We start from the raw sequence: 22,889 nt of genomic DNA on the forward strand, positions 1-22,889 counted from the left end.
GGACAATAGTCATAGACAACGGTCTGATTACAAGATTTTTTGCTGTAATATAGTAGCACATTTTACTGATTTACAATTTTCAGATTTTTTTGCGTTTTCGGGTTGTTGATTTTCAGGCAGCAACAATCCATTGGGTAAGCAGGCGGCATGGACATGAGTTTACGAGATTGGTTGGTAGTAATCGGAATCGTCGTCATTATTGGCGTTCTGGCTGATGGATACCGCCGTATGCGTCTGGCTAGAAAAAGAGCGTCAGAACTGTCTTTCGGTCTTGAAGATGTAAAAGGTAACGAAGACGAATTTGGTAGTGAATTGCCCAATGGTGGAGCCAGAAAGTCTGAGGGAAGCCCCCAGAAGCTGGAAACAGTCAAGGGCTGGGTACGTTCGGAAGAATCATCCCATTTGCCTGTAAGGGAGCGAATCGAGCCGGAAATATCCAGTCTTGAATCAGAAATAGTAGCGCCTGCCAGGCCAGTGACATCGGTGCAGGCGCAGCCTGTCGAAGCGCCAGAGGTTCAGAAAGCGTCGGAACCCTTACCCGTCCTGACCCAGGTGGATGATGTCTCGGAAGTGCTTTCTGCAGGGCCCGGAGCTGGAGTTGAAGAGCCCACTCCAGAGATTGAAAAACCAGCCCCCGGAGTTGAAGAGCGCACACCTGTGCAGGAAAGCTTTACTTTGACGCCCGGGTTTGTTGAAGAACTCCAGGTGGCTGTCCCACCTGTTACAACGACCAAACCTGCAAGAGCGGAAAAAAGTCACCGTCCTGTCAATCAGGAAAAACTGGCGGATCGTCCTGCTGCCAGTGAAGTTCTGGTCATCAATCTGCTGGCTAAAGGAGGCGAAAAGTTTAACGGAGCAAGGTTGCTCCAAAGCCTGCTGGCTTCGGGCATGCGCTATGGTGATATGTCGATCTTTCATCGTTATGCCAACAAAGATGGAACCGGGCAGATTCTGTTCAGCATGGCAAACGGGGTAGAGCCGGGCACTTTTGACATCGGCAAACTGGAATCGACTGATACACCGGCAGTCAGTATCTTTATGGGATTGCCGGGGCCCCGTGAGCCACTCAAATCGTTTATGCTGATGGAAGAAACGGTTCGTCAGTTAGCACTGGATCTGGGTGGAGAGCTAAAAGACGAGCACTTCAGTGTACTGACTCAACAGACGCTGGAGCACTATCGTCAACGCATTCGTGATTTCGAAAGAAAACAGTTAACCCAGAAGATGGTTGACTGATTTCTTTCTAGCCTTCATCAATCCAAATCCTCTCCCGGACTGAGGGTCGCAAAACTCCAACATCTCGTTTCCTCGCGATCAGGCTCCTTCGACGTCGGCGAGGGAACCAGAGACGGCTTCGTACCTCCCGGGAATTGTCAGTTTAATAGCTCAAGGCTGTTTACAATCACTTCAGGCCGCTTAAGTAACAGAATCATGACCCAGACTAAGCTCTCTCTCAAGGAAGCCGAACAACAAGCTCAGAAGCTGCGAGAACAGATTGATGATCATAACTATCGTTATTATGTAATCGACGATCCCGTCATTGCCGACGCCAGTTATGATCGCCTGATGCAACAGCTGAAGTCCATCGAAGCGGACTTTCCGGAGCTGGTCACACCTGAATCACCCACCCAGCGTGTGGGCGCCGCACCTCTGTCGGCGTTTGGACAGATTCGTCATGAACTGCCCATGTTGTCACTGGATAACGCTTTTAACCAGGATGATCTCGATGACTTTGACCGCAGGGTACGGGAGCGTCTGGGCACTGGTTCAGTGGTGGAATATGCCTGCGAACCCAAGCTGGACGGCATTGCGGTCAGCCTTCTGTACGAGAGGGGTTCACTGGTGCGAGGTGCTACCCGGGGGGATGGCAGGACCGGTGAAGATATCACTCTGAATGTGCGCACCATCGTTTCTATTCCTCTGAAGTTGCTGGGCGATGGTTGGCCTGATCGTCTGGAAGTCCGTGGTGAAATCTTTATGCCCAGGGAAGGTTTTGAAAGACTCAATCAGAGAGCTAAAGCCAGGGATGAAAAAGTGTTTGTCAATCCACGTAATGCAGCAGCGGGCAGTCTGAGGCAGCTTGACTCAAAAATAACGGCGAAAAGACCCCTGGAGATTTATTGTTATGGTGCCGGCATTGTTGAAGGGGGTGAGTTACCAGACAGACATGCCGATATTCTTGAGTGTTTTAGAACCTGGGGCCTGCGGGTAAACCCTGAACTGCGCGTAGTGAAAGGGGCTGCTGCCTGCGCTGAATATTTCTCCAGAATGGAAGACAAGCGCGAAGCCTTGCCCTACGAAATTGATGGTATCGTTTACAAGGTCAACAGTCTGGCCCAGCAGGAACAACTGGGGTTTGTCGCCCGTGCTCCCCGCTGGGCCATTGCTCGCAAGTTTCCCGCCCAGGAAGAAATGACCATTCTGAAAGAGGTCGAGTTCCAGGTGGGAAGAACCGGTGCCATTACCCCGGTTGCCAGACTCGAGCCGGTGTTTGTGGGTGGGGTCACCGTCAGCAATGCAACCCTTCATAATATGGCCGAGGTAGCACGTCTGGGGCTGAAAATCGGTGATACCGTTGTGATTCACCGTGCCGGGGATGTGATTCCGAAGGTGGTTCGGGTCATTCCCGACCGAAGACCGGATGATGCCAGAGATATTGAGTTGCCTGAACACTGCCCGGTTTGTCATTCAGACGTTGAAAGAGATGAAGACGAAGCAGCAGCCCGATGCACCGGAGGTCTTTATTGTTCCGCCCAGCGTAAGGAAGCTATCAAGCACTTTGCTTCCAGAAAAGCCATGGATATCGATGGCCTGGGTGATAAGCTGGTGGAGCAGTTTGTCGACAAAGGTCTTGTGAATACTGTCGCTGATCTCCACAAGCTCGGAGTAGAGCCTGTTGCATCCCTGGAGCGCATGGGTAAGAAATCAGCCACTAACCTGATCAATGCTCTGAAGGTTAGTCAGAAAACGACACTGGCCAGATTTATCTACAGCCTCGGCATTCGTGAGGTAGGTGAAGCGACTGCCCGGAGTCTGGTGGCTCATTATCGTGATCTTGAGGCGATCAGGTCAGCGACCCTTGAGCAGTTACAGGAAGTGGATGACGTTGGCCCGGTCGTTGCCGCTCATATTGAAAAGTTTTTTAAGCAGGAACATAATCTTGAAGTGATTGATGAACTGCTGAAGGTTGGGGTGCACTGGGAAGAAGAAGCCGAACCGGAAGCCGACGTGGTTCAACCACTGGCAGGTGAGGTTTGGGTGCTGACAGGTACCCTGCTCACTATGACCCGTGATGAAGGCAAGGCTGTATTACAGAAGCTGGGAGCCAAAGTCACCGGCTCTGTTTCAGCAAAAACCACGGCGTTACTGGCCGGAGAAAAGGCAGGATCCAAGCTGACTAAAGCTCAAAATCTCGGCGTTCGTGTCGTCACAGAAGATGAGTTTGCTCATTTGCTGAAGGAATGGGGAGTTTGATAAGTGAAACGAAGGTTGGCACTGATCGTAACCATAGCCGGATTTCTTTTTCTGACCGGCTGTGCCACCAGTACAACACCGCCTGCCAACCCTCATAACCTCTGTAGTATTTTCAAAGAAAAGCGTAGCTGGTATCGCCATGCTAAAAAAGCCAATGAAAAATGGGGGACTCCCATCCAGGTCATGATGGCTATTATGTATCAGGAGTCCGCTTATCGTCATGATGTAAGGCCCCCCAGACCCCGTTTCCTGTTCATACCACTGCCCAGAAGTTCATCGGCCTACGGCTATGCCCAGGCCCTGGACGGCACCTGGGAGATGTATCTGAAAGAGAATGGTGGCTGGTTCAAGGCGCGGGATGACTTTGAGGATGCCATTGATTTTATTGGCTGGTATACCCATAAAACGCGTACCATCAATGGTGTCTCTCTGTGGCATACCGATCTGCTGTACCTGAATTACCATGAGGGTTGGGGCGGCTACAAACGGGGTAGTCACAAGAAAAAAACCTGGCTGTTGAATACCTCTAAAAAAGTGCACAGCCGAGCCTCAAACTACGGTGCCCAGCTTCGACGTTGCCGTCTTTGAGCAAGAAGCCTCCAAGGATTCAGCGACTGATCGCAGTTCGGGACGTTATCGTCATTTTCGCTTTCTTCAAGAGATCATCAAAGGCCTCTGAATGACTTTCATCCCGAAAAATAGCGTCAGTTAAACGGGTCGCTGAATGGTAATGATCTTACCCAGCGCAGCGTAATCATTACCACCCAGTCGAGAAATGGGATCTACCTGAGTTGCATCAATGACCAGCCGTTCGCCTTTAGATGCGACTTTATCCGACAGATACGCTTGTTTGATTTCGCCGAATACAAGTCCCTGTTTGTTCTTGCCGATTTCCTGATACTCATAGAGTTGGCAGTACAAAGCGATATCACATTCAGATAAGCGAGGCAGTGATTGTTGCCAATCATTGTTGGTTGTCAGATGAATACGCTCTAATTCAGATTGGCCATAGTCCAGCGTTCGAGCTGTCTCAGTCATTTCTTCTGCTAATGAGGAAGGTGCAATATGAACAACAAACGATCTGCTACGCAAAATATTGCGACGTGTGTCTTTTATTTCGCCAGAGGGCTTACTTCCGACAGAAAACATAATCAGCGGTGGGTTACTGCTGATTGCGGTAAAAAATGAAAACGGTGCCAGATTAAAATCGCCCTCTTCATTGGCAGTGAGCACCCAGGCCACAGGCCGGGGAATCACAGTTTGGGTCAATAAGTGATAGGCTTGTGTATCAGACATTTCTTCTACGTTAAGGTGCATAACACGCTTCCCTGGAAAAATCAGCTCTCTGTTTTTGCAAGCTGTTTCTTATACTTTTCAATCGAATTCGGGCTTTGGTGGCCCCGGGGGCTTTTGAGGTTTTGTTCGCAGGCTTGAGAAAGGTTCACAGACCCGTATCATTGCAGTTCCCACAAGCCCTGATACGAATCTTTTATGCCCCGCCTCATGCTCTGTGACAAGCACTGGTTGAAACTTCAGCCAATTCTCAAACAAGCCCGTATAAATAACAAGCCTGATCGTATGCTTTATCTCATTCGTATAGGTATTCCATGGCGTGACCTCCTGTGAGTTTGGAAAGCGGAATACCGTTTTCCAGAAGTTTAACGACCGTCTGCCAGGGGAAAATGGTTGAAGGTGTTTAAGTGGACACCGTGCGGGCCTCGTCGGCCTCAGAGCTCGTGTTGTAGGAAACAACAGTCACCGAGGGGCAGACTCATAAATCAAAAATAACTGACCATCAAGACTGAATAGCTGACCATCAAGGCTGTCCAGTCCACTCAAAGGATTGATCATGGAACCATTGATAGACCTCCAGGTATTGAAAACCTGGCAGACTTTCGCTGAAGTGGGCGTTACTATGGCACCGGTTGAATCCGCAGTGCCTTTACACTCTCCTGCCAATGGTAGTGGATCAACGGCTTTCAAGCCGTATTGTTGTGGTCGCCACCACCATGAAGGTGGATATTGTCGCCACGGATTGACCGCCTTGAGATGGTTACAGGCCAGTGCCAGTTTAATGTGTCCTTCGATACCTATAGCTGTATTTTTTGAGCGTATCCGATTGCCTGCCAGATTAAAAAGAGGAGGTACCAAGTTGACTTTAGTATCATAACTACCTCTGAGAAGGAAACCATCTCTAAAACGAGCTAATCCTGTTGGAAGAGGTTTCTTGCCCAGAGTATTGTTGTTGATATCAACAATGTTTCTGAAAATATCCATACTGCTCCCTGCCGGTAGGTAAAAGTCACCCGCGTGTGCCATCTCGCCCTTGAATGTATTTCCAATAACAGCGATCTTCTGTAACTGCTGCGTACCGGCATAATAAATATCTATCCCTTTGGGAACAATATCCCTCCCGTCGTAGAGTATGGATTTACCTATCATGATGTTAGTGGCAAACCGCAGGCCCGAACTCTGGTTCACCGATGCATCAAGGGGTCCTGCGCAAGAGAAGTAAAGTCCGGCCCGTCTGACAGACACATGGAACAGGTTATTTTCTACAATCAGTTTCCGGTTATAACAACCAGCATAAATAATAGAAAAAGCCCCCACATTGTTATCAGGTCCAACGGGCTGGAAAGTAACATGCCTTATGTGACTGTCTCTGGTTTTATCGAAATCGTACATGTCATCAATCATGACCATAGACAGATCTCTAAAACCTGCGCCAACTCTGATCACTATTTCAAAACCATCGTCTGCTGCACCAATGATGTCCTGACCGTCCTTCAAAACTATTGCTTTATCAATAAGATACTCAACCTGGGTTTTATCCACCGGAGGGAGAGAGGATGTAGAAGTAGATGGCGCAGTAGACAGAGTCTCGGAAGAGAGCAGTATAACAGTGTCTTCAGGAATCCGTTTGATCGTCTCACTCAGATCCTCTGTCTCCCCTGTCGGATCAGCAGTGAGAACAATACACTGTCGTCCACTAAAAAGTTTGCTGTACTGGTTCAGCCGCTGAATAACCCCCGTCGTTAGTCCCGTAAGAGAGTCACACAATACTGTCGGCAGAGGAGAATAGGGTGCTGTAGAAGAAGAGGTTGTGGCTGGAGAAGAGTTGACGTTTGGAGATTGAGTCGTCCGGGCTTCTGCAAACAAAGCCATCAACAGGAGTAAAGGGACGACTAATCGGGCTAATAAATAGTGTTTCAGCGTGATCATGCTCAGGACCCCTTGAAGCAATCGACAAGAAGTCTAGACTCTGTATTTATACTTATCCATCAAAAAAAATGTTCCATTCAGTGCTGTAAAAACTTTTCAGAATTTAATAAAAAAAACCTCTCCATTGGCAACGTTTACACATTGATTTTAATCACAGATCTCAGGGTAAATATTAAGCCCCACCCATAGTACAAAAACCTAATCTTGTTCGTCCTGAATAACCATCTCGTGCAGGGTGTTCACGTTTGGCATTCCGGGGAGCATTTGGATTGAAAGGCAGAGACGAGGCATGGGGCTTGATAGACGTTGATCCAGCCGCTTCCCACAGATGTTCGAATGTGTTTGCTAAGCGTTATCAACTGGGATTTGCTTCAGTGAGTACATGGTCTTCGGCAGGCTTTGATGTTGCCTGTCATTCTGATTTGCCTACTTCCAAAGCCATTCAGGATAAAACTCCGGTATCCTGCGATATTTCTGATGTCAGACGCTAAGTACCTGGCCAGTTGGTTTCGCATATTCTGGTGAGTGGATTTTTTCATCCTTCAAGGCGCAACGACGGGCGCGTAGCCACAGCTACGCAACCAGAGTTGGAACGCAGAAGGATGGAAAAAGCCTCCGTCCAGAATATGCGAAACCAACTGGTTGGGTACTTATGGCTATGAATAATATTGGCACAGCAGGATTAACCTCAGGTCAGAAGCCAGGTACCCGGCAGTCAGCAGTCCAGCCGCTACCCAAAATGTGGCAGTGGATTGAGTGGAAAGAGATTCTATACTCTGTTGACACATTAAGCTCGATCGTGGTTTGGCACAAAGCTCTTTGCAAGTCGGTAATATGAATTTTTAAAGCAGTGTCACCGGCTTCCTGATATAAACATTCCAAAAGCATGAGGCTCATTTCCTACTGTTGAAGACATTGCCTTTATTTATGAAGACATTAAATAGGATTATCGTGGTAAGGATTCATCTGTTGTGACTTTAAAATATCAGACAGAGTACAGTTATGAATATTTCCAGATACAGTTTGGTCATCACTTTATTGTCAATAATTTATGCCTTACCCTGTCATGTCTACGCCACAGATGCGCTAACAGGCAGCCCCACAGATGCTCCAACAGGCAATCTCACAGATGCGCCAGCAGGCAGTCCCACAGATGCGCCAACAGGCAGTCCCACAGATACGGATGATTCAAGATGCTCTGAATTAGCCAGCGAAGTAGATAAGAAGGTGTGTGACTATCATTTGTCGGCTTTTGAGGCTCTGATCAGGGAAAAAAACGATCAGATATCTCCAGCAACGTCATACTCAACGGCTTCACCCAGTGCTTCTCCAATTCCCGAAACGGTCAAGATAATAAAAATATCGGCTACAACAAGGCTGGATAAAGAGGTTTTTGAAACCAGCATTCCAACATTGTTTATCTTTGATGCGCAATCACCCGGACAGGAACACCCCGCCGTTTATGAATTGCCATTGACTGTGCCCGATAGTGGCGACGATATCAGGGGAGTAAAGAGTTTTCAGTTGCCTGATAACTCCGCTTTTGTGGGGAACAGTAAAGATATTCGACCAGAGTTCGTAATTGAGGGAGGTATACAGAATCATTATGTGATGTCGGCACCCAATAATGATGCTGTCTACTATCTGGCGAATATCGAAATTGATTCCAGAAATCCTCTGGACAGGGGCAGTTCTTCAGTGACGGCTGCCTTAGATTCCACCGGTAAAGAGATTCATAAACCTTTTGGCGTTCTTGAACTGAAAGGTGCGGGTATTTTTGTTGCAGACAACATCAAGGTGGTACTGGATCCGGCAGATTATCGTAAGACTCTCCAACCAGTAAAGCTGGGATGTACAAATTTTGCTGACGGGAGAGGAACAGAAGAGACTTTCGTCTATCGATTTACGGACTCTGAATTTGATCTACTGCAAGGCTTAAAAAAAACAAAATATGGTTTACACGCTGCAATAAGTGTTTCCTGTTATCAACAAACAGGGCAAGTGCGGTTGACCATGAGAAACACTACAACCGTTATATTTGTACCCCCTGGAGATCCAATATCCTCTTATGCACCAGGCAGTGGTAAGTTGTTCTCTATTTACTTATGGCCAAGAGACAACATTATGCGCTTTGTCGGTTCTTCCTGTAACAGTGTCGTTGATCAGTTTGACAATGATCTATCCATTAGCTCAGCTGATCCATCGTATCGCGATCTGTATATGGGTGACATCTATACCAGTTTCTGTACAGAGATTAATATGATTCAGGGAGCCTTTGGATTAAAAGACAGAGAACTGGCATGGGGTTGGATATTAACTGATTACAACAGTAATTATGGCTGTAATCCTGCAGTGAAAAAAACTTATCGACCAAGGTATGCTTCATTGAGCGAATGGTCTAAAGCAGGTGTTGAAGTTACAGCTAATTGCACAATGCCAACATCTACTTCTATAACCCGGGTGCCCTACGCTATTGTTGGTGCCGATGCTCTGGAAAAGAATGATGCCAGTGCGGCAGGATTAACCCCGGGGCAAATAGCAGGCATAGGACTTGCCGCTGTTTTTGTGGACCAAGTCATTACTCAGGGCTGGTTCTACCTTTCACACCAGATCAGGCAAGACTGGATTAGACATACCAGTCAGGCGTTAGCCGCTACATTGGGGGTGGGGCTGCCGGTAATCCAGTTGATGCCAAAATGCATCAGTCGGTTGAGAGGTAGGAGTGCAGTGCACACTCTATTGACAGAAGAGAAGCAGCCATAGTTTGTTGCTAGCCCCCTGTAAGTCGGTAATCTGGATTAGCGTAAATCGCCGTAAACCATCGCCCTTTCAGGGCGGTGATATAAGGCGTGAAGGCCGAGCCGCGCAGGCCGAGCCGCGCAGGCCGAGCCGCACAGGTGCAGAGCCTTCTGCTTGCGTGTTTGTGCAACCGAGGGGTACCCGGTTACTGCTGATGGAGACTTCTGCGTGGGAATGCATACCTCCACTGAAAAGCAGACTCTACACCGTGAGATAGGTATGGGTTCCCACGCTGGGACCCACAGGGCCTGAAAGCATGGGAACCAGAGTTTTGCGACATCCTCGACAAAGCGGGAGTGTCACCCTTTATTTATGAAATATCCGGTCTAGCAGCCTGTCGGACTTAAGACTGTCCTACTGCGGTTGCAATAAATTGGTCTAAAAATCTCTGTTTCTTCGTCAAATAGCTCGCTATTCTGCTTAGAAACAGAGATTTTTATCCTCAATTTCTTGCAATCCTCGCTACGGACGCTTAAGTCCGACAGGCTGCTAGGATTTATGACGAACTTAAAGAGAATTATCACAGTAAACATGCTGCAGTTTTGGCTTTTAAAAAATCAGACAGAGTACAGTTATGAATATTTCCAGACCCGTCCTGGTGGTTGCTCTACTCTCGACAACGTATGCTTTTCCCTGTCATGCTTTCGCCATTGATGGGCCAACGGACAGTACCCTGTTCAAAGATTTTTCAAGCTGTTCTCAGTTAACCGGTGTTGATAGAGGCGTGTGCAGTGCTCATTTATCTGCTTTTAAGAAACTCATCAGAGAAAAAAACAGTCAGGTATCTCCAACAACGTCTTTCCCGGTTGCTTACTCAAGTATTTCTCCAAATAGCTCCCTGAGCACTGCTCCAAGTACCTACTTAATAGATGAAACGTTCAATATTAGAAAAATATCCGCTACGACAAAAAGACTGGGTCATGAGATTTTTAGAACTGATGATCCAACCTTGTTTATCTTTGATGCAGAGCAAGTCCCCGGAAAGGGGCAACCGGCCATCTATGAATTACCGTTGAAAGGTGGCGTCAGTGGCAGTTCCGGAAGTGTCAACAGTTTTCAGTTACCGAATAACTCGGCTTTTGTTGGGAACGGCGCGACTGTTCGGCCTCAATTTGTTATTGAGGGCGGTATACAGAGTCATTACGTGATGTCGGCACCCAATAATGATTCTGTCTATTATTTGGCGAATATTGAAATTGATTCCAGGAATCCTCGGAAAAAGGCTGTTAGATCAACGACAGCTCCTACAGGATACCCGGCGGTTACAACTCCCACTTCAAAGGCTCACATACCCGCAGGCGTTCTGAACCTGAAGGGCGCAGGTATCTTTTTTGCGGATAACATCAAGGTAGTACTTGATCCGGCGGATAATCAGGATGATATTGATCTGGTAAAACTGGGGTGTACAAATTCTGCTGACAGGAAAGGAACAGAAGAGCGTTTTATCTATCGATTTACGGAGACCAAATTTGATCTCCAGAAAAGCCTGAAAGATGTAACACATTTTCAAAATGCTGCATTGAGTGTCGATTGCGATGAGAAAACAGGGTATGTGGAGTTGACCATGAAAGACACTACAACAGTCATATTTGTACCCACTAAAACTTTGTTACCCCGTCCGACACATAGCAATGGTGTCGTGTTCTCTATGAATTTAGCGCCTAGAGAAGATGTATTGCGCCTGGATAAATCTACCTGTAACAGCGTCGTTGATCAGCATGGCAATGATTTATCGGTCGACTTAACAAACAAATTTCATCCAGATCATTACATGGGTGGTGTCCGGGGCGTCAATTACTGTTCTGATATCAAAATAATGCAAGGAGCTTTTGGAATAAAAGACATAGAGGAAGCATGGGGCTTGATAGTTGTTGATCACACCGATATGCACAGCTGTTCGACTGCATTGGATAAGCGTTATCAATTGGGATTTGCTCCTGTGAGTGCATGGTCGAAGGCAGGCTTTGATGTTGCCTGCAATTGCACCATGCCAACATCAATTTCATTCAGTTCATTCCCAACCTATCCTTACACAACGCAGGTAGCATACACTTCACCCACACAGATTCCGGGTAAAGGTGCTCTGGCTATTGACAGTAACGGCACTAGAGGATTGACCGAATTGGAGAAAGCAGGCATTGGTATTGCCGCAGTTACTTTGGATCAGGCCATTACTCATTGCTGGTTCTATCTTTCAAGCCGTATCAAGCAGGCCTGGATAAGGCATACCAGTCAGGTACTAGCTGCTACTTTAGGTTTGGGTATTCCGGCCATCCAGTTGCTACCGAAATGTAAAAGTGGATTGAAAAAAACAGATATAGAGATCGGCCTATTGAAAGATCCCGCTCAACAGATGTAGTTTGTCGAAAAAATACCAGAGGGCGATACCTTTATTTATAAAATATCCGGTCTAGGATATATAACGTTCTTAATAAGGATTGTAACAGTATGGATGCTTCTGTTTCAGCTATTAAAAATTAGACAGAGTGCAGTTATGAATATTTCCAGATCCGGGCAAGGGGCTGTTCTATTGTTAGCAATCCATACCTTCTCCTGTCATGCTTCTCCCACAGCTTGCTCAACGGAAAGTTCCATATGTACAAAATTTTCAAGTTGTTCTAAATTAGCCAGTGATACCGATAGGAGCTTTTGCATACACCATTTAGATGCTTTTAAGGATCTCATCAGGCAAAAGAACAATCAGGTACCTCCGACAACATTTACGCCGGGTACTTCTCCAGGTACCCCCTCAGTGTCTGCGCCCATTGCTGAAACGGTCGAGATAAGAAAAATATCCGCTACAGCAGAACCATTGGGTCAAGAGGTTTTTAAAACGAACGTTCCAACCCTGTTTATCTTTGATGCAGAGCAATCGTCAGGAGAGGAGCAACCAGCCGTCTATGAATTACCACTTAAGACCATCAGTCGCGGTCATAGAACAATTAATACTTTTCAATTACCGGATAATTCGGCCTTCGTGGGAAACAATGCAGATATTCTGCCGGAATTTGTGATTGGGAGAGGCAAACATCATCATTTCATGATCTCGGCAACCCGTAATAATGCTGTTTACTATCTGGCGAATATCGAAATTGATTCCAGAAATCCTTTAGATATGGGGAGGGGTTTAGCAACAGGGCAGTCGTTTACAACCCCGACCACACAGAATCACACTCCGTTCGGTATTATGGATCTCAGAGGTGCGGGTATTTTTGTTGCTGACAACATTAAATTGGTAATGGACCCAGCGGATAGTGATATGAAGATCGGGCTGGTAGAGCTGGGCTGTACCAATTATGCTGACGGGGTTGGAACCGAGGAAAATTTCATCTACCGATTTATGCGCTCTGAGTTTTATCTGTCACAAGGAGAGCAAGGACCAACACGCCGTCAAAACGCTGCATTGAGTGTCAGATGTCTTCAGAAAACAGGGCAAGTGGCGTTGACCTTGAAAGACACCACAACATTCATATCTGTACCCACTGGCAGGACAGCAACCGATTCACCAAAAAGCAGTAGTGAGTTGTTCTATATAGCCTTATATTTCAGGAAAAACGTTCTGAACTTCGTCGATTCTACCTGTAACAGCGTCGTTGATCAGTTTCGCAATGATTTATCCATTGATCGGGATAATCCATCGGATCCTGATCACTATATGGGGCGCGTCTTTAATAATAATTTCTGTTTTGACTTCAAAATGATAGATGGAGCATTTGGATTAAAAGGCAGAGCGCAAGCATGGGGTTTTGTGCCGGCTGTTGAGCACGTCGGTAAGCGTAGCTGCTGGGGTAAGAAAAGATATCAGGCAGGATTTGCTTCGGTGAGCGAATGGTCTTCGGCAGATGTTCATGTTGCCTGTCATTGCAGTATGCCAACATCTACTTCATCCATTTCAAACACTTCAGTCAGTTCATTCACAACTTCTTCCTATACGACTCAGGTTTCACCCGCACTGACTTCTGATGTTGTTGATACAGGCGCTCTGGTTATGAATAAGACTGATGCCGCAGGATTAAAGGCATTAGAAAAATTAACCACGGGGGAGAAAGTATGCGTTGGAGCTGGCGTGTTTCTTGCTGACCAGATCGTTACTCAGTCCTGGTTCCATCTTTCAAAACGGATCAGGCAAGCCTGGATAAGGCATACCAGTCAGGCATTAGCTATTACGTTTGGTTTGGGTTTTCCGGCATTTCAGTGGCTACCGGGATGTATCAGTGGATTGAGAGGAAGGTCAGGGCACGCCGTATTGGGGGATAAGGAGCCATTGGGATATCAAGATATATTTGAACCACGCTAGCAGCCTGTCGGACTTAAGACTGTCCTACTGCGGTTGCAATAAATTGGTCTAAAAATCCCTGTTTCTTCGTCAAATAGCTCGCTATTCTCCTCAGAAACAGAGATTTTTATCCTCAATTTCTTGCAATCCTCGCTACGGACGCTTAAGTCCGACAGGCTGCTAGGAGCCTGACCGAGAATAGGCTTATCTGTTATGATAAGCCTTAAACCAACTCTGATTATGCCAAATGTCACCACCACCAAAGTTTAAGGACAGTCCTGTTGAGTTTGATCAGCATCTGCTGTTCCCAACCAACGTTTTCGATTTGCTTCCCAAAGATCATGATTGTTTTATTTATGAAAGCATTTTTCAGAACATTAATACGTCTGAAGTCGAAAAAAAATATCACCACCTTGGTCAGCACGCATACCCTCCAAAGCTCATTGTCGCTATTCTGATCTACGCATACAGCCATGGTGTTTTCAGTTCCCGTGAGATTGAGCGACGGTGTCGACAAGACTTGGCGTTCATGTATATCTCACAAATGAACTGCCCGAATTTCAGGGTTCTTGGTGACTTTCGTAAGGATAATCTGTCGTTTTTCCATGACTGCTTCAAACAGTCAGTCAAACTGGCCATTGAACTCAAAATGGCATCACTGGGTCATATCAGCCTGGACGGCTCCAAGTTCAAAGCCAACAGCTCAAAACACAAGGCCATGAGCTACGGGAGGCTCAAAGCGAAAGAGGCAGAACTCAGTGCCGAAGTGGATGAGCTGATCAAAAAAGCCAGTCAGTGTGATCAGGAAGAAGATGACGCCTACAAAGCAACCAATGGTTACAGCATTCCTGAAGACCTCCAGTTTAAAGAAGAGCGCCTGAAAAAAATCAAAGAGGCCAAGAAAGCACTTGAAGAACGTGAAAAAGCTTTAAATCCAGACAAACCAATAGACGACAAAAAGCAGATCAGTTTTGCAGATCACGATGCCCGCATGATGAGCAAGAAGGGGTATTGTGAGTACAGCTACAATGCTCAAATTACAGTTGATTCCGATAACCAGATCATTGTTGGCCAGCATGTCAGCCAACACGCCAACGATGTACAGGAAGTGGAGCCGGCGCTGAGGGCATTATCAGGAGCCACTGATGGCGCGGCTGTAGATAAGTGGAGTATGGATAATGGTTACTTTTCAGGGTCAAACTTACATACAGTCGAGCGACATGAGATTGATGCCTATATCGCAACCGACAAGGCGGAGAAGCCTGCCGCTGACGACCTTGAAAGCTCTGACAGGAAGTTTGTCAAAGCGGATTTTGCGTATGATTCCGAAGCTGATGTATTTATCTGTCCGGCAGGGGAAAAGCTGGTAACGAACCCGGCCAGCAAAAGCAAAAGAAAAAGCTACCGGGCAAACAAGACGGTATGCAGGGAATGCCCTTATCGTCGGAATTGCAGTGATTCAAAGAAAGAGGCTGGCAGGGTTATCCGTACCGATAAGTTTGAAAAAGCACGTCAGGCTATGAATAAGAAAATGGAGACAGCCGGTGCGAAAGCCATATATGAGCGTCGTAAAGTTATTGCGGAGCCACCATTTGGACAGATAAAAGAATCTGGTTTCCGAGGGTTCAGTCTCCGCGGCAAAGAAAAAGTTTCAGCGGAATTTTCACTGGTATGCACTGCGCATAATATCAAAAAATTTGTAAAAGCGGCTTCCACGAGGTCAATCCGTCTTGAAGATTTGAAAGAGGCTAAAAAGGCAGCATAGAGGCTGTGAGAAGGCATAAATATGCAAAAATGAGCAAAATCCCACTAATAATTGGATATTTTTTGCTCATTTTAAGATTTGGGAAAACTTCTGTTGGTCTGGTTGCGCTATTCTCGGTCAGGCTCCTAGGAGGCCGACCGAGAATAGACTGCCCTACTGCGGCGGCAGCAAATTGGTCTGAAAATCCGCTTTTGTTCGTCAAATAGCTCGCTATTCTCCTCACAAAACCGAATTTTCATCCTCAATTTTCTGCCGTCCTCGCTACGGGCGCTATTCTCGGTCGGCCTCCTAGGAGCCCATATGATCCGCCTCCGGAAGGTTTTTCTGAACCCTCCACAATTCGGTGGTCCGGGTTATTTACTATGGGACAGGACTTTTCCTGTATTTATGAAATATCCGGTCTAGGATAAATAACGCCCTTAAAAAGTATGGTTAAGGAAAGGATACTTCTGTTTTAACGTTTAAAAATCAGACAGAGTGCGGTTATGAATATTTCCGGAATCGGGTTAGCTGTTGCGCTATTGTCAGCAATTTGTGGCTTCTCTTGTCATGCTATCACTACTGTTGGGCCAACGGTCGGTTCCGAATATACAAAGTTTTTAAGTTGTTCAAAATTAACCAGTAGTTTCGACAGAAAGGTGTGCAGTCAACATTTACCCGCTTTCAAGGCTCTTATCAGGAAAAAGAATAATCAGGTATCTTCGGCAACACCTTCCTCAACCGCAGCTCCAATTTCTGAGACGGTCTGGATAAGAAAAATATCCGCTACAACAGAAAGATTGAGTCATGAGGTTTTTAGGGACACCCATCCAACCTTGTTCATCTTTGATGCAGAGCGATCATCAGGAAAGGGTGAACACGCCGTCTATGAATTACCACTGACAGAGCCTGACAGTGGCAATCCCAGGATGACCAGGAGTTTTCAATTGCCTGTTAATTCGGCTTTTGTGGGGAACAGAGAGGATATTCTGCCTGAATTTGTGATTGCGGGAGGCATGCAGAATCATCACGTGATGTCGGCAACCTATAATGATTCCGTCTATTATCTGGCGAATATCAAAATCAATTCCAGAAATCCTCAAGAGCAGGGTGGTTCATTAGCAACAGCTGCCACAGTATCCCCCGGTTCAACCCCGACCACGCAGTATCATGCGCCTCCGGGTATTCTGGATTTGAGGGGGGCAGGTATTTTTGTTGCAGACAATATCAAGGTGGTACTTGATCATGCGGATAATGGGATGAGGGTTAATACAGTAGACATGGGGTGTACTGATTATGCTGATGGGAGAGGAGCAGAAGAGTATTTCATCTATCGATTTACAGACTCTGACATTGAACTTCAGCCAGGGTTAAATAATGTTCATAACGCTGCATTGAATCTTGAATGTTATAAGGAAACAGGGCAAGTGCGGTTGACTATGAAAAACACTACAACTGTCTTGTCTGTATCCACTGAAACTGATGCTGCAGGACGCGGGATGCCCCAGGGCAGTAGTGTGTTGTTCTCCATTAGCTTGTTGCCTAAGGAAAATATTCTGAGCTTTTTTAATTCTACCTGTAACAGTGTCGTTGATCAGTTTCGTAACGATCTATCCATTGACCCTGCTAATCCATCGGATCCCGATCACTATATGGGCGGCGTCTTTGGCAGTGACTGTTCTGATATCAAAATGGTTCAGGGAGCGTTCGGATTAAAAGACAGTGATCAGGCATGGGGTTGGATACCGGTTGAACATGCCGAAAAAGAGAGCTGTTGGGCTCAATATGAGAAGAGTTATCGAGCGGGTTTTGCTCCAGTGGGTGTATGGTCTAAGGCAGGTTTTAATGTTGCATGCACTGCTTCTCCCTTTGCAACTCAGATACCTTACACAACGGCTGATGCAGATGCTCTGGTCGGGAATAAAATCAGCAGATCAAAATTAACCGGATTAGAGATCATAGGTATATGTTGCCTGTTCGGCGGGAGCCAGTTCATTGCTCAAATCTGGTTCCGGCTTTCAGACCGTATCAGGCAAGCCTGGATAAGGCACACCAGTCAGGTGTTGGCGGCTACATTGGGTTTGGGTCTCCCAGCACTCCAGTTGGTTCCGAAATGTGTCAGTGGATTGAAAGGGTACAGTGTATCGCCGATAAGGCACTCTCTGTTACATGATGATTTTGATTCACTCTAAGTACCCCACCGTACGAAATCACATTTTCTGACCTGTTTTTCAGGCGTTCGTGGCAACTGCTCCTGCGTTGCTGTAATTTCTCATTCGGTTAAAAAAATACGACAATGGATATTCTTTTTGCTAGAGAAGACTTTGCCTTTATTTATTAAATATCTGGTCTAGGATGAATAACGGCCCTAGGAAGGATTGTTACGTTAAGGACGCTTCTATCTTGACTTTTAAAAAATCGACAGATTACTGTTATGATAATTTTCAGGTTAGATATAGTAGTTGCTTTACTGTTATCAATTTATGCCTTCCCCAGTTGTGCTTTTCCTGCCGTTAGTTCAACGGTCAGCTCCACATATACAGAGGTTTCGAGTTGTTCTGAGTTGACCAGTCGTGTCGACAGAAACGTGTGCAGTCATCATTTAGCCGCTTTCAAGGCACTTATCAGGGAAAAGAACAATCGTCTTTCTCTAATTCCTGAAACGGTCATGATACGAAAAATATCTGCTACATCAGAAAGATTGAGTCATGAGGTTTTTGAAACGCTCTATCCAACCCTCTTTATCTTTGATGCAGAGCAATTACATGAAAAGAAACAGCCAGTCGTCTATGAATTGCCATTGACAGAGGCTGCCAGTGTCAGCCACGAAGGGGGATCGACTTTTCACTTGCCGGATAACTCGGCTTTTGTGGGAAATAGAGCGGATATTCTGCCTGTGTTTGTTACTCAGGGAGTCTTACAGGATCACTTCGTGATATCGGCGACTCACAGTGATTCTGTCTATTATCTGGCTAATATTGAAATTGATTCCAGGAATCCCCAAGTCTTGAATAATTCATCAACAGTGGCTCTGGCTGGGTCTTCCGAATTAACTCCAACCAAACAGAATCATCTACTGGCAGGCGTTCTGAATCTGATGGGTGCAGGTATCTTTGTTGCGAACAACGTCAAAGTGGTGCTGGATCCGGCAGATAATAAGATGCGGATTAAACCAGTGAAACTCGGGTGTAGAAGCTTTGCTGGTGGGAGAGCATCAGAAGTAAACTTCGTCTATCGATTTATGAATTCTGAATTTGATCTTCTGAGAGGCGTAAAAGGACGGAAAGATTTTCAAAACGCTGTACTGAATGTTGAGTGTTTTGAGAAAACAGGGAAAGTGCAGTTGACCATGAAAAACACTAAAACCGTTATATTCGTACCTACTGACGGTAGAAGTTACTGTTCAGGTATCAAAATAATTCAGGGAGCGTTTGGATTAAAAGACAGAGAACAGGCATGGGGTCTGATAGCAACGGATCATAACGATAAGCATAGCTGCGTGGCTGAATTGGGAAACGGTTATCATACAGGCTTTGCTCCAGTGAGCGAATGGTCTGAGACAGGCTTTGATGTTGCTTGTAATTGTACTACGCTAGAGCCTGCTTCATCCGCGTCATCCATTTCACCCAATTTATTAACAGCCTCGCCTTATACAAATCTGGTAGTCAACATTTCATTTATAGCCGGTTCCGATCCGGATACAGGTGCTCAGGTTATCAATAATGAGATGCAAGCATTAACCTATCAGAGAGCCGCAATTGCAGTCCTGATTCTTCTGGATCAGGCCATCACTCATACCTGGTTCTTTCTTTCATACCATATCAAGCAGGCCTGGATCAGACACACCAGCAGGGCGTTAGCATCTATAATGGGCTTTGGTCTTCCTGCATTGCAATTGACATACTGCAGAACTGGAGTGGTAGGAGAGACAAAGCTCTCCTTATTGTTCTGGCTATTAAAGGATCAGAATCAACTTTAGTTTGTGGTTTCATGCCCCGCCACCCTGACGGGGTAATTGATGTGTTGAAAAAAAGCCTGAGCTTTCAGGTGTGGTTGACCATAAACTCATAATTTTGAGCTTCTTTGGCAGGTATGATATTGACGCTCTCGGTTTGGGGATCAAAAACAATAGAGACTTCACCTGATTTCAATAACCCAAGTACCTGCTGAATACGACTCTCCTGATCCTGCTCAAAACCGTTGTCGGTCCCTTCCCGGCTGACAAATTCAGCAATCAGGTTGTGCAGTGTTTCTGTGTTTAGTTCCTGATAAGGAATAATCATTCTTCAGCTCCTGAAGATGGCCCTATGGTTATAATTCCAGATCGGTGACCAGAAAGTGGTCTCCCCTGGACTCCCAGACCACATTAACGTCCCAGAGTGCGAAGCCATGCCTTCGCCCGGTGGTATCTCTGAGGTAGGCCGGGCGTGGATCCTGCCCCAATACCTGTTGAATCAGTTCCACCAGAGAGCGTCCGGTCCGGCGTTCATAAGCCAGGCATTTAATCATGGCCTCTTCGCTGAATTCCACTGCTGCCATGATGGCGGGTAAAGGTGCAAAGCCACCTTTAGCTTCTGGCAGAGCATCGGCGTAGGGCAGGTAGGGTTTGATATCAATAACCGGTGTGCCATCCAGCAGATCAGCTTCTGCCAGTCTCAGTATCAACTTGCCGTTCCCCGATTGGATGCTTTTCAGTTTTACCACAGACAGGCCAATAGGGTTAGGACGATGGGTCGAACGAGTGGCAAAAACGCCCATGCGCTGTTTGCCGCCAAGTCGGGGAGGGCGAATGGTAGGGCGCCAGCCTTGATTCATGGTTTCGTGAAAAACAAAATGAACCCAGAGGTGAGAGAAACCTTCCAGACCACGTACCAGGTTCTCCTGGTTGAAGGGTGGTAACAGTTCCAGCTCTGACTCTGCCGCTGTGACAATGCCCGGTTGGCGGGGGATTCCAAATTTTTGCCGGTAGCAGGAGTGAATCACTCCAATTTGTTGAAACTGGAAACTGCTTTTGCTCACATTTAACCCGTAATCGCTGTTTTGACCGGGCAATATAATGGAAAAATGAGGCTCTTAACAGGTCTTAGCCTCATGACGGGTCATTGTTTCAAAGCAACTGTGCTGGGCCTGATCAGGATTTCTTTAGAAAGATCAGGAGCCTGACAGAGACTATCAGACTCCTGTTGTTTTCAGGAAGTCTTTTTTCTCCAGAAGGTTGCCTGGGCAAGGGTATGCTGGTGTTTTCTGGCGGTTTCCCGGATGACAAAAGGAATATCTCTGGGTGGTTTAATCTCCTCAAAATGTTGGCCCAGAACTCTTTTCAGCCCGTCATAGGTTGTCAGGGCCTCACCATTCTCACGTATTCCTCCCAGCCATTTATCCTTTGACGTGTATTCTTCCAGCCAGGTATAGGGCGAAGTCAGCACCAGCAGTCCCTCCGGACGGATTCGCTCATGAACAGAAGAAAGGAATTTATGGGGATCGTTGAGTCGATCAATCAGATTCCCGGCAAAGACAAGGTCATAGTTATTGTATTTGGTTTTGAGATTACAGGCGTCTCCCTGGGTAAACAGAACACGACTGACATCAATGTTATCGGCAAAGTCAGTCAGTTTGGCTTCACGGTATTCACCCAGTTCTCCCTCAAAGGGCACAAAGTATCGAATTTTTCCATTCTGCTGAAGCCTGGAGGCCGCAGAGATAAAACGAGCTGAGAAGTCGATTCCATCAACATGTTTGAACCAGCGGGCCAGCTCAAAACTGCTTCTCCCTACCGAGCAGCCCAGATCCAGTGCCCGGGTGCAGTTGAGGTCTGTCAACAGCTCATGGCAGACTTCGGCACAAGCCCGGGGGAAATTTTCAACACCAAAGTAGCTTTCACCATAATGAAATTCCAAATACTGAGCCACCAGCACATCGGTTTCGTAGGGGTTCAGGTTGGCATTAAGCTCAGCAGTGGATTCAACATAGCGAAAACCGGCATGCTGGAAAAAATGTCGCCTGAAAGCATATCGGGAATCCCGGATCGCATAGTTTCCTGTCGAGATCCAGCAGCCACCTTTGATCAGGTTATGCCGGCCGTCAAATGTGGGGGTTGAAAAGTCATCGTAGTAGGGATGAACCTTGAAGCCTTCAAAGGCATCAATGGGAGTCATTGTCCATTGCCAGACATTGCCAATGACATCATAAAAGTCCCCCGTCCTGAACTGGTTAACCGGACAGGAAGAGGCCCAGTATTCGAGGTTGATGTTGCCAGGAGCCTGTTTCCAATAAGGTTGGTCTGTATCAATGCTGTCTCGCAAACAATACCATTCAGCTTCGGACGGCAGTTGTATCTGCAGCCCTGTCATTTCTGACTTCCATCGGCAGAAAGCCTGAGCCTCATGGCAGTTGACATCCACGGGCCAGTTCCAGGGCATGTCTATCTCTTCCAGCATGGTCCGGTATCGGTAATTTTCATCACCGGGAACCCAAAACTCAGGGTGAATGGCTTCGGCAAAGGTAGCCCACGCCCAGCCCTCGTCGGTCCAATATTTTTCGGCGTTGTAGCCCCCATCCCGGACAAACTCAAGAAACTCCTGGTTGCTGACCAGGTACTGGCTGGCCTTGAAGGCAGGGATAGTTTCTTCATAGTGACCGTATTCGTTGTCCCAGCCATAAAGAGCATGATCATATGGCTTGCCGAGAATCTGGTGGCCACCGGCATGTTCAATCAACTGATTTTCCGGCGCTGCCCCGGAAGTTTTGCAGGGTTGCCAGTCCGGGTGAGGCGTGACGTAAGCCAGGGGTAGCTGACGAATGAGAACCGATGAGGTCTCCAGGTGGATGCGCTCATGCTCTATGCCCATCATGATCAGCCAGGCTGGACTTTCCCAGGTGATGGGTATTTCCAAAGGCATGGTTTCTATAAATTCAACGATGAGTGCCCTGACTTTTTGACGGTATTCCTTCATGGCTGGAACCGTTGGCCAGTCGTAGTTGTTTTCGTCCAGATCATCCCAGGACATTTCATCAACGCCGATGGCTACCATTGCCTCAATATCGGTATCTACTCGTTCATTAATCAGGCGGGCAGCAATCAGTTTGTTAATAAAAAATGCTGCGGTATGGCCGTAGTAGAAAATCAGGGGGTGTCTCTGGGAAATAGCCTTACGATAATAGGCCTCATCACTGGTGAGTGTTTCAAAAAGACGATCGTAGATATCGTAGGTTTCGCAGAAATACTGAATCAGTTCCTGGCGCTTTGCTTCCGGAGTGCCTGAATCGAGTATCAGCGTTCTTGTGGGGATCTGGAGTGGCGAGGTGTTTTCAGTAGACGTCACATTTGGCACGAGCTAACCTCCAAAGCAATTTAACAATGCGTTACGGTTTGAC

At 46.7% G+C, this 22,889-nt stretch carries 15 protein-coding genes; 10 read left to right on the forward strand and 5 right to left on the reverse strand.

The genetic code is table 11. The annotated features are described in order from the left end of the window. Positions 1-153 precede the first annotated feature (153 nt). The 3 genes from zipA (at position 154) to ACO6VG_RS15750 (ending at position 4,062) form a co-directional block, all read left to right on the forward strand. The gene (gene zipA, locus ACO6VG_RS15740; RefSeq protein ID WP_422137582.1) at positions 154-1,236 is read left to right on the forward strand and encodes a cell division protein ZipA; all 1,083 of its coding nucleotides are present in this window, start codon (positions 154-156) and stop codon (positions 1,234-1,236) included. 195 nt (positions 1,237-1,431) lie between these two features. Continuing rightward, positions 1,432-3,474, forward strand: coding sequence for an NAD-dependent DNA ligase LigA (ligA, locus tag ACO6VG_RS15745; RefSeq protein ID WP_422137583.1), 2,043 nt, complete (start codon positions 1,432-1,434; stop codon positions 3,472-3,474). Between the two features lie 3 nt (positions 3,475-3,477). Beyond that, positions 3,478-4,062 carry a hypothetical protein gene (locus tag ACO6VG_RS15750; protein WP_422137584.1) on the forward strand — a complete coding sequence of 195 codons (585 nt, stop codon included), beginning with the start codon at positions 3,478-3,480 and terminating at the stop codon, positions 4,060-4,062. 120 nt (positions 4,063-4,182) lie between these two features. Here the strand turns inward: ACO6VG_RS15750 and ACO6VG_RS15755 are convergent, their stop codons facing one another. Beyond that, complete coding sequence (locus tag ACO6VG_RS15755) at positions 4,183-4,791, reverse strand: flavin reductase family protein (protein WP_422137585.1); 609 nt, start codon at positions 4,789-4,791, stop codon at positions 4,183-4,185. 438 nt (positions 4,792-5,229) lie between these two features. Then, positions 5,230-6,696 (reverse strand): hypothetical protein, encoded by a 1,467-nt coding sequence (locus ACO6VG_RS15760; protein ID WP_422474660.1) that lies wholly within the window; start codon positions 6,694-6,696, stop codon positions 5,230-5,232. Positions 6,697-6,965: 269 nt separating this feature from the next. Between ACO6VG_RS15760 and ACO6VG_RS15765 the strand changes: the two genes are divergently transcribed. From ACO6VG_RS15765 to ACO6VG_RS15795, 7 genes are all read left to right on the forward strand, one after another. Then, complete coding sequence (locus tag ACO6VG_RS15765) at positions 6,966-7,187, forward strand: hypothetical protein (protein ID WP_422137587.1); 222 nt, start codon at positions 6,966-6,968, stop codon at positions 7,185-7,187. Positions 7,188-7,698: 511 nt separating this feature from the next. Then, a complete protein-coding gene (locus ACO6VG_RS15770; RefSeq protein WP_422474661.1) occupies positions 7,699-9,459 on the forward strand; it encodes a PT domain-containing protein in 1,761 nt (586 codons plus the stop codon). Between the two features lie 610 nt (positions 9,460-10,069). After that, positions 10,070-11,854, forward strand: coding sequence for a hypothetical protein (locus tag ACO6VG_RS15775; protein ID WP_422413971.1), 1,785 nt, complete (start codon positions 10,070-10,072; stop codon positions 11,852-11,854). 393 nt (positions 11,855-12,247) lie between these two features. Beyond that, positions 12,248-13,792 (forward strand): hypothetical protein, encoded by a 1,545-nt coding sequence (locus tag ACO6VG_RS15780; RefSeq protein WP_422137590.1) that lies wholly within the window; start codon positions 12,248-12,250, stop codon positions 13,790-13,792. Between the two features lie 226 nt (positions 13,793-14,018). Further along, positions 14,019-15,536 (forward strand): IS1182 family transposase, encoded by a 1,518-nt coding sequence (locus ACO6VG_RS15785; RefSeq protein WP_422137198.1) that lies wholly within the window; start codon positions 14,019-14,021, stop codon positions 15,534-15,536. A gap of 815 nt (positions 15,537-16,351) precedes the next feature. Beyond that, positions 16,352-17,707, forward strand: a complete 1,356-nt coding sequence (locus tag ACO6VG_RS15790) for a hypothetical protein (RefSeq protein ID WP_422474662.1) — start codon at positions 16,352-16,354, stop codon at positions 17,705-17,707. 476 nt (positions 17,708-18,183) lie between these two features. Beyond that, positions 18,184-19,494, forward strand: a complete 1,311-nt coding sequence (locus ACO6VG_RS15795; protein ID WP_422474665.1) for a hypothetical protein — start codon at positions 18,184-18,186, stop codon at positions 19,492-19,494. Between the two features lie 64 nt (positions 19,495-19,558). On the opposite strand, the gene ACO6VG_RS15800 is transcribed toward ACO6VG_RS15795, so the two are convergent. From ACO6VG_RS15800 to ovoA, 3 genes are all read right to left on the reverse strand, one after another. Continuing rightward, positions 19,559-19,798, reverse strand: coding sequence for a YheU family protein (locus ACO6VG_RS15800; RefSeq protein WP_422133183.1), 240 nt, complete (start codon positions 19,796-19,798; stop codon positions 19,559-19,561). 28 nt (positions 19,799-19,826) lie between these two features. Then, on the reverse strand, positions 19,827-20,534 hold the full coding sequence (tsaA, locus tag ACO6VG_RS15805) for a tRNA (N6-threonylcarbamoyladenosine(37)-N6)-methyltransferase TrmO (RefSeq protein WP_422133184.1): 708 nt from the start codon (positions 20,532-20,534) through the stop codon (positions 19,827-19,829). 170 nt (positions 20,535-20,704) lie between these two features. Then, positions 20,705-22,846 (reverse strand): 5-histidylcysteine sulfoxide synthase, encoded by a 2,142-nt coding sequence (gene ovoA / locus ACO6VG_RS15810; RefSeq protein WP_422133185.1) that lies wholly within the window; start codon positions 22,844-22,846, stop codon positions 20,705-20,707. Between the last annotated feature and the right edge of the window lie 43 nt (positions 22,847-22,889).

The organism is Endozoicomonas sp. ALB032 (genome assembly GCF_049310125.1).
Lineage (GTDB): Bacteria > Pseudomonadota > Gammaproteobacteria > Pseudomonadales > Endozoicomonadaceae > Endozoicomonas_A.

Coding starts and splice junctions, on each gene's coding strand:
- ACO6VG_RS15800 (WP_422133183.1), bottom strand. CDS start 19,798: ATGATTATTCCTTATCAGGAACTAAACACAGAAACACTGCACAACCTG.
- ACO6VG_RS15770 (WP_422474661.1), top strand. CDS start 7,699: ATGAATATTTCCAGATACAGTTTGGTCATCACTTTATTGTCAATAATT.
- ACO6VG_RS15775 (WP_422413971.1), top strand. CDS start 10,070: ATGAATATTTCCAGACCCGTCCTGGTGGTTGCTCTACTCTCGACAACG.
- ACO6VG_RS15755 (WP_422137585.1), bottom strand. CDS start 4,791: ATGCACCTTAACGTAGAAGAAATGTCTGATACACAAGCCTATCACTTA.
- ACO6VG_RS15760 (WP_422474660.1), bottom strand. CDS start 6,696: ATGATCACGCTGAAACACTATTTATTAGCCCGATTAGTCGTCCCTTTA.
- ACO6VG_RS15795 (WP_422474665.1), top strand. CDS start 18,184: ATGATACGAAAAATATCTGCTACATCAGAAAGATTGAGTCATGAGGTT.
- ACO6VG_RS15785 (WP_422137198.1), top strand. CDS start 14,019: ATGTCACCACCACCAAAGTTTAAGGACAGTCCTGTTGAGTTTGATCAG.
- ligA (WP_422137583.1), top strand. CDS start 1,432: ATGACCCAGACTAAGCTCTCTCTCAAGGAAGCCGAACAACAAGCTCAG.
- zipA (WP_422137582.1), top strand. CDS start 154: ATGAGTTTACGAGATTGGTTGGTAGTAATCGGAATCGTCGTCATTATT.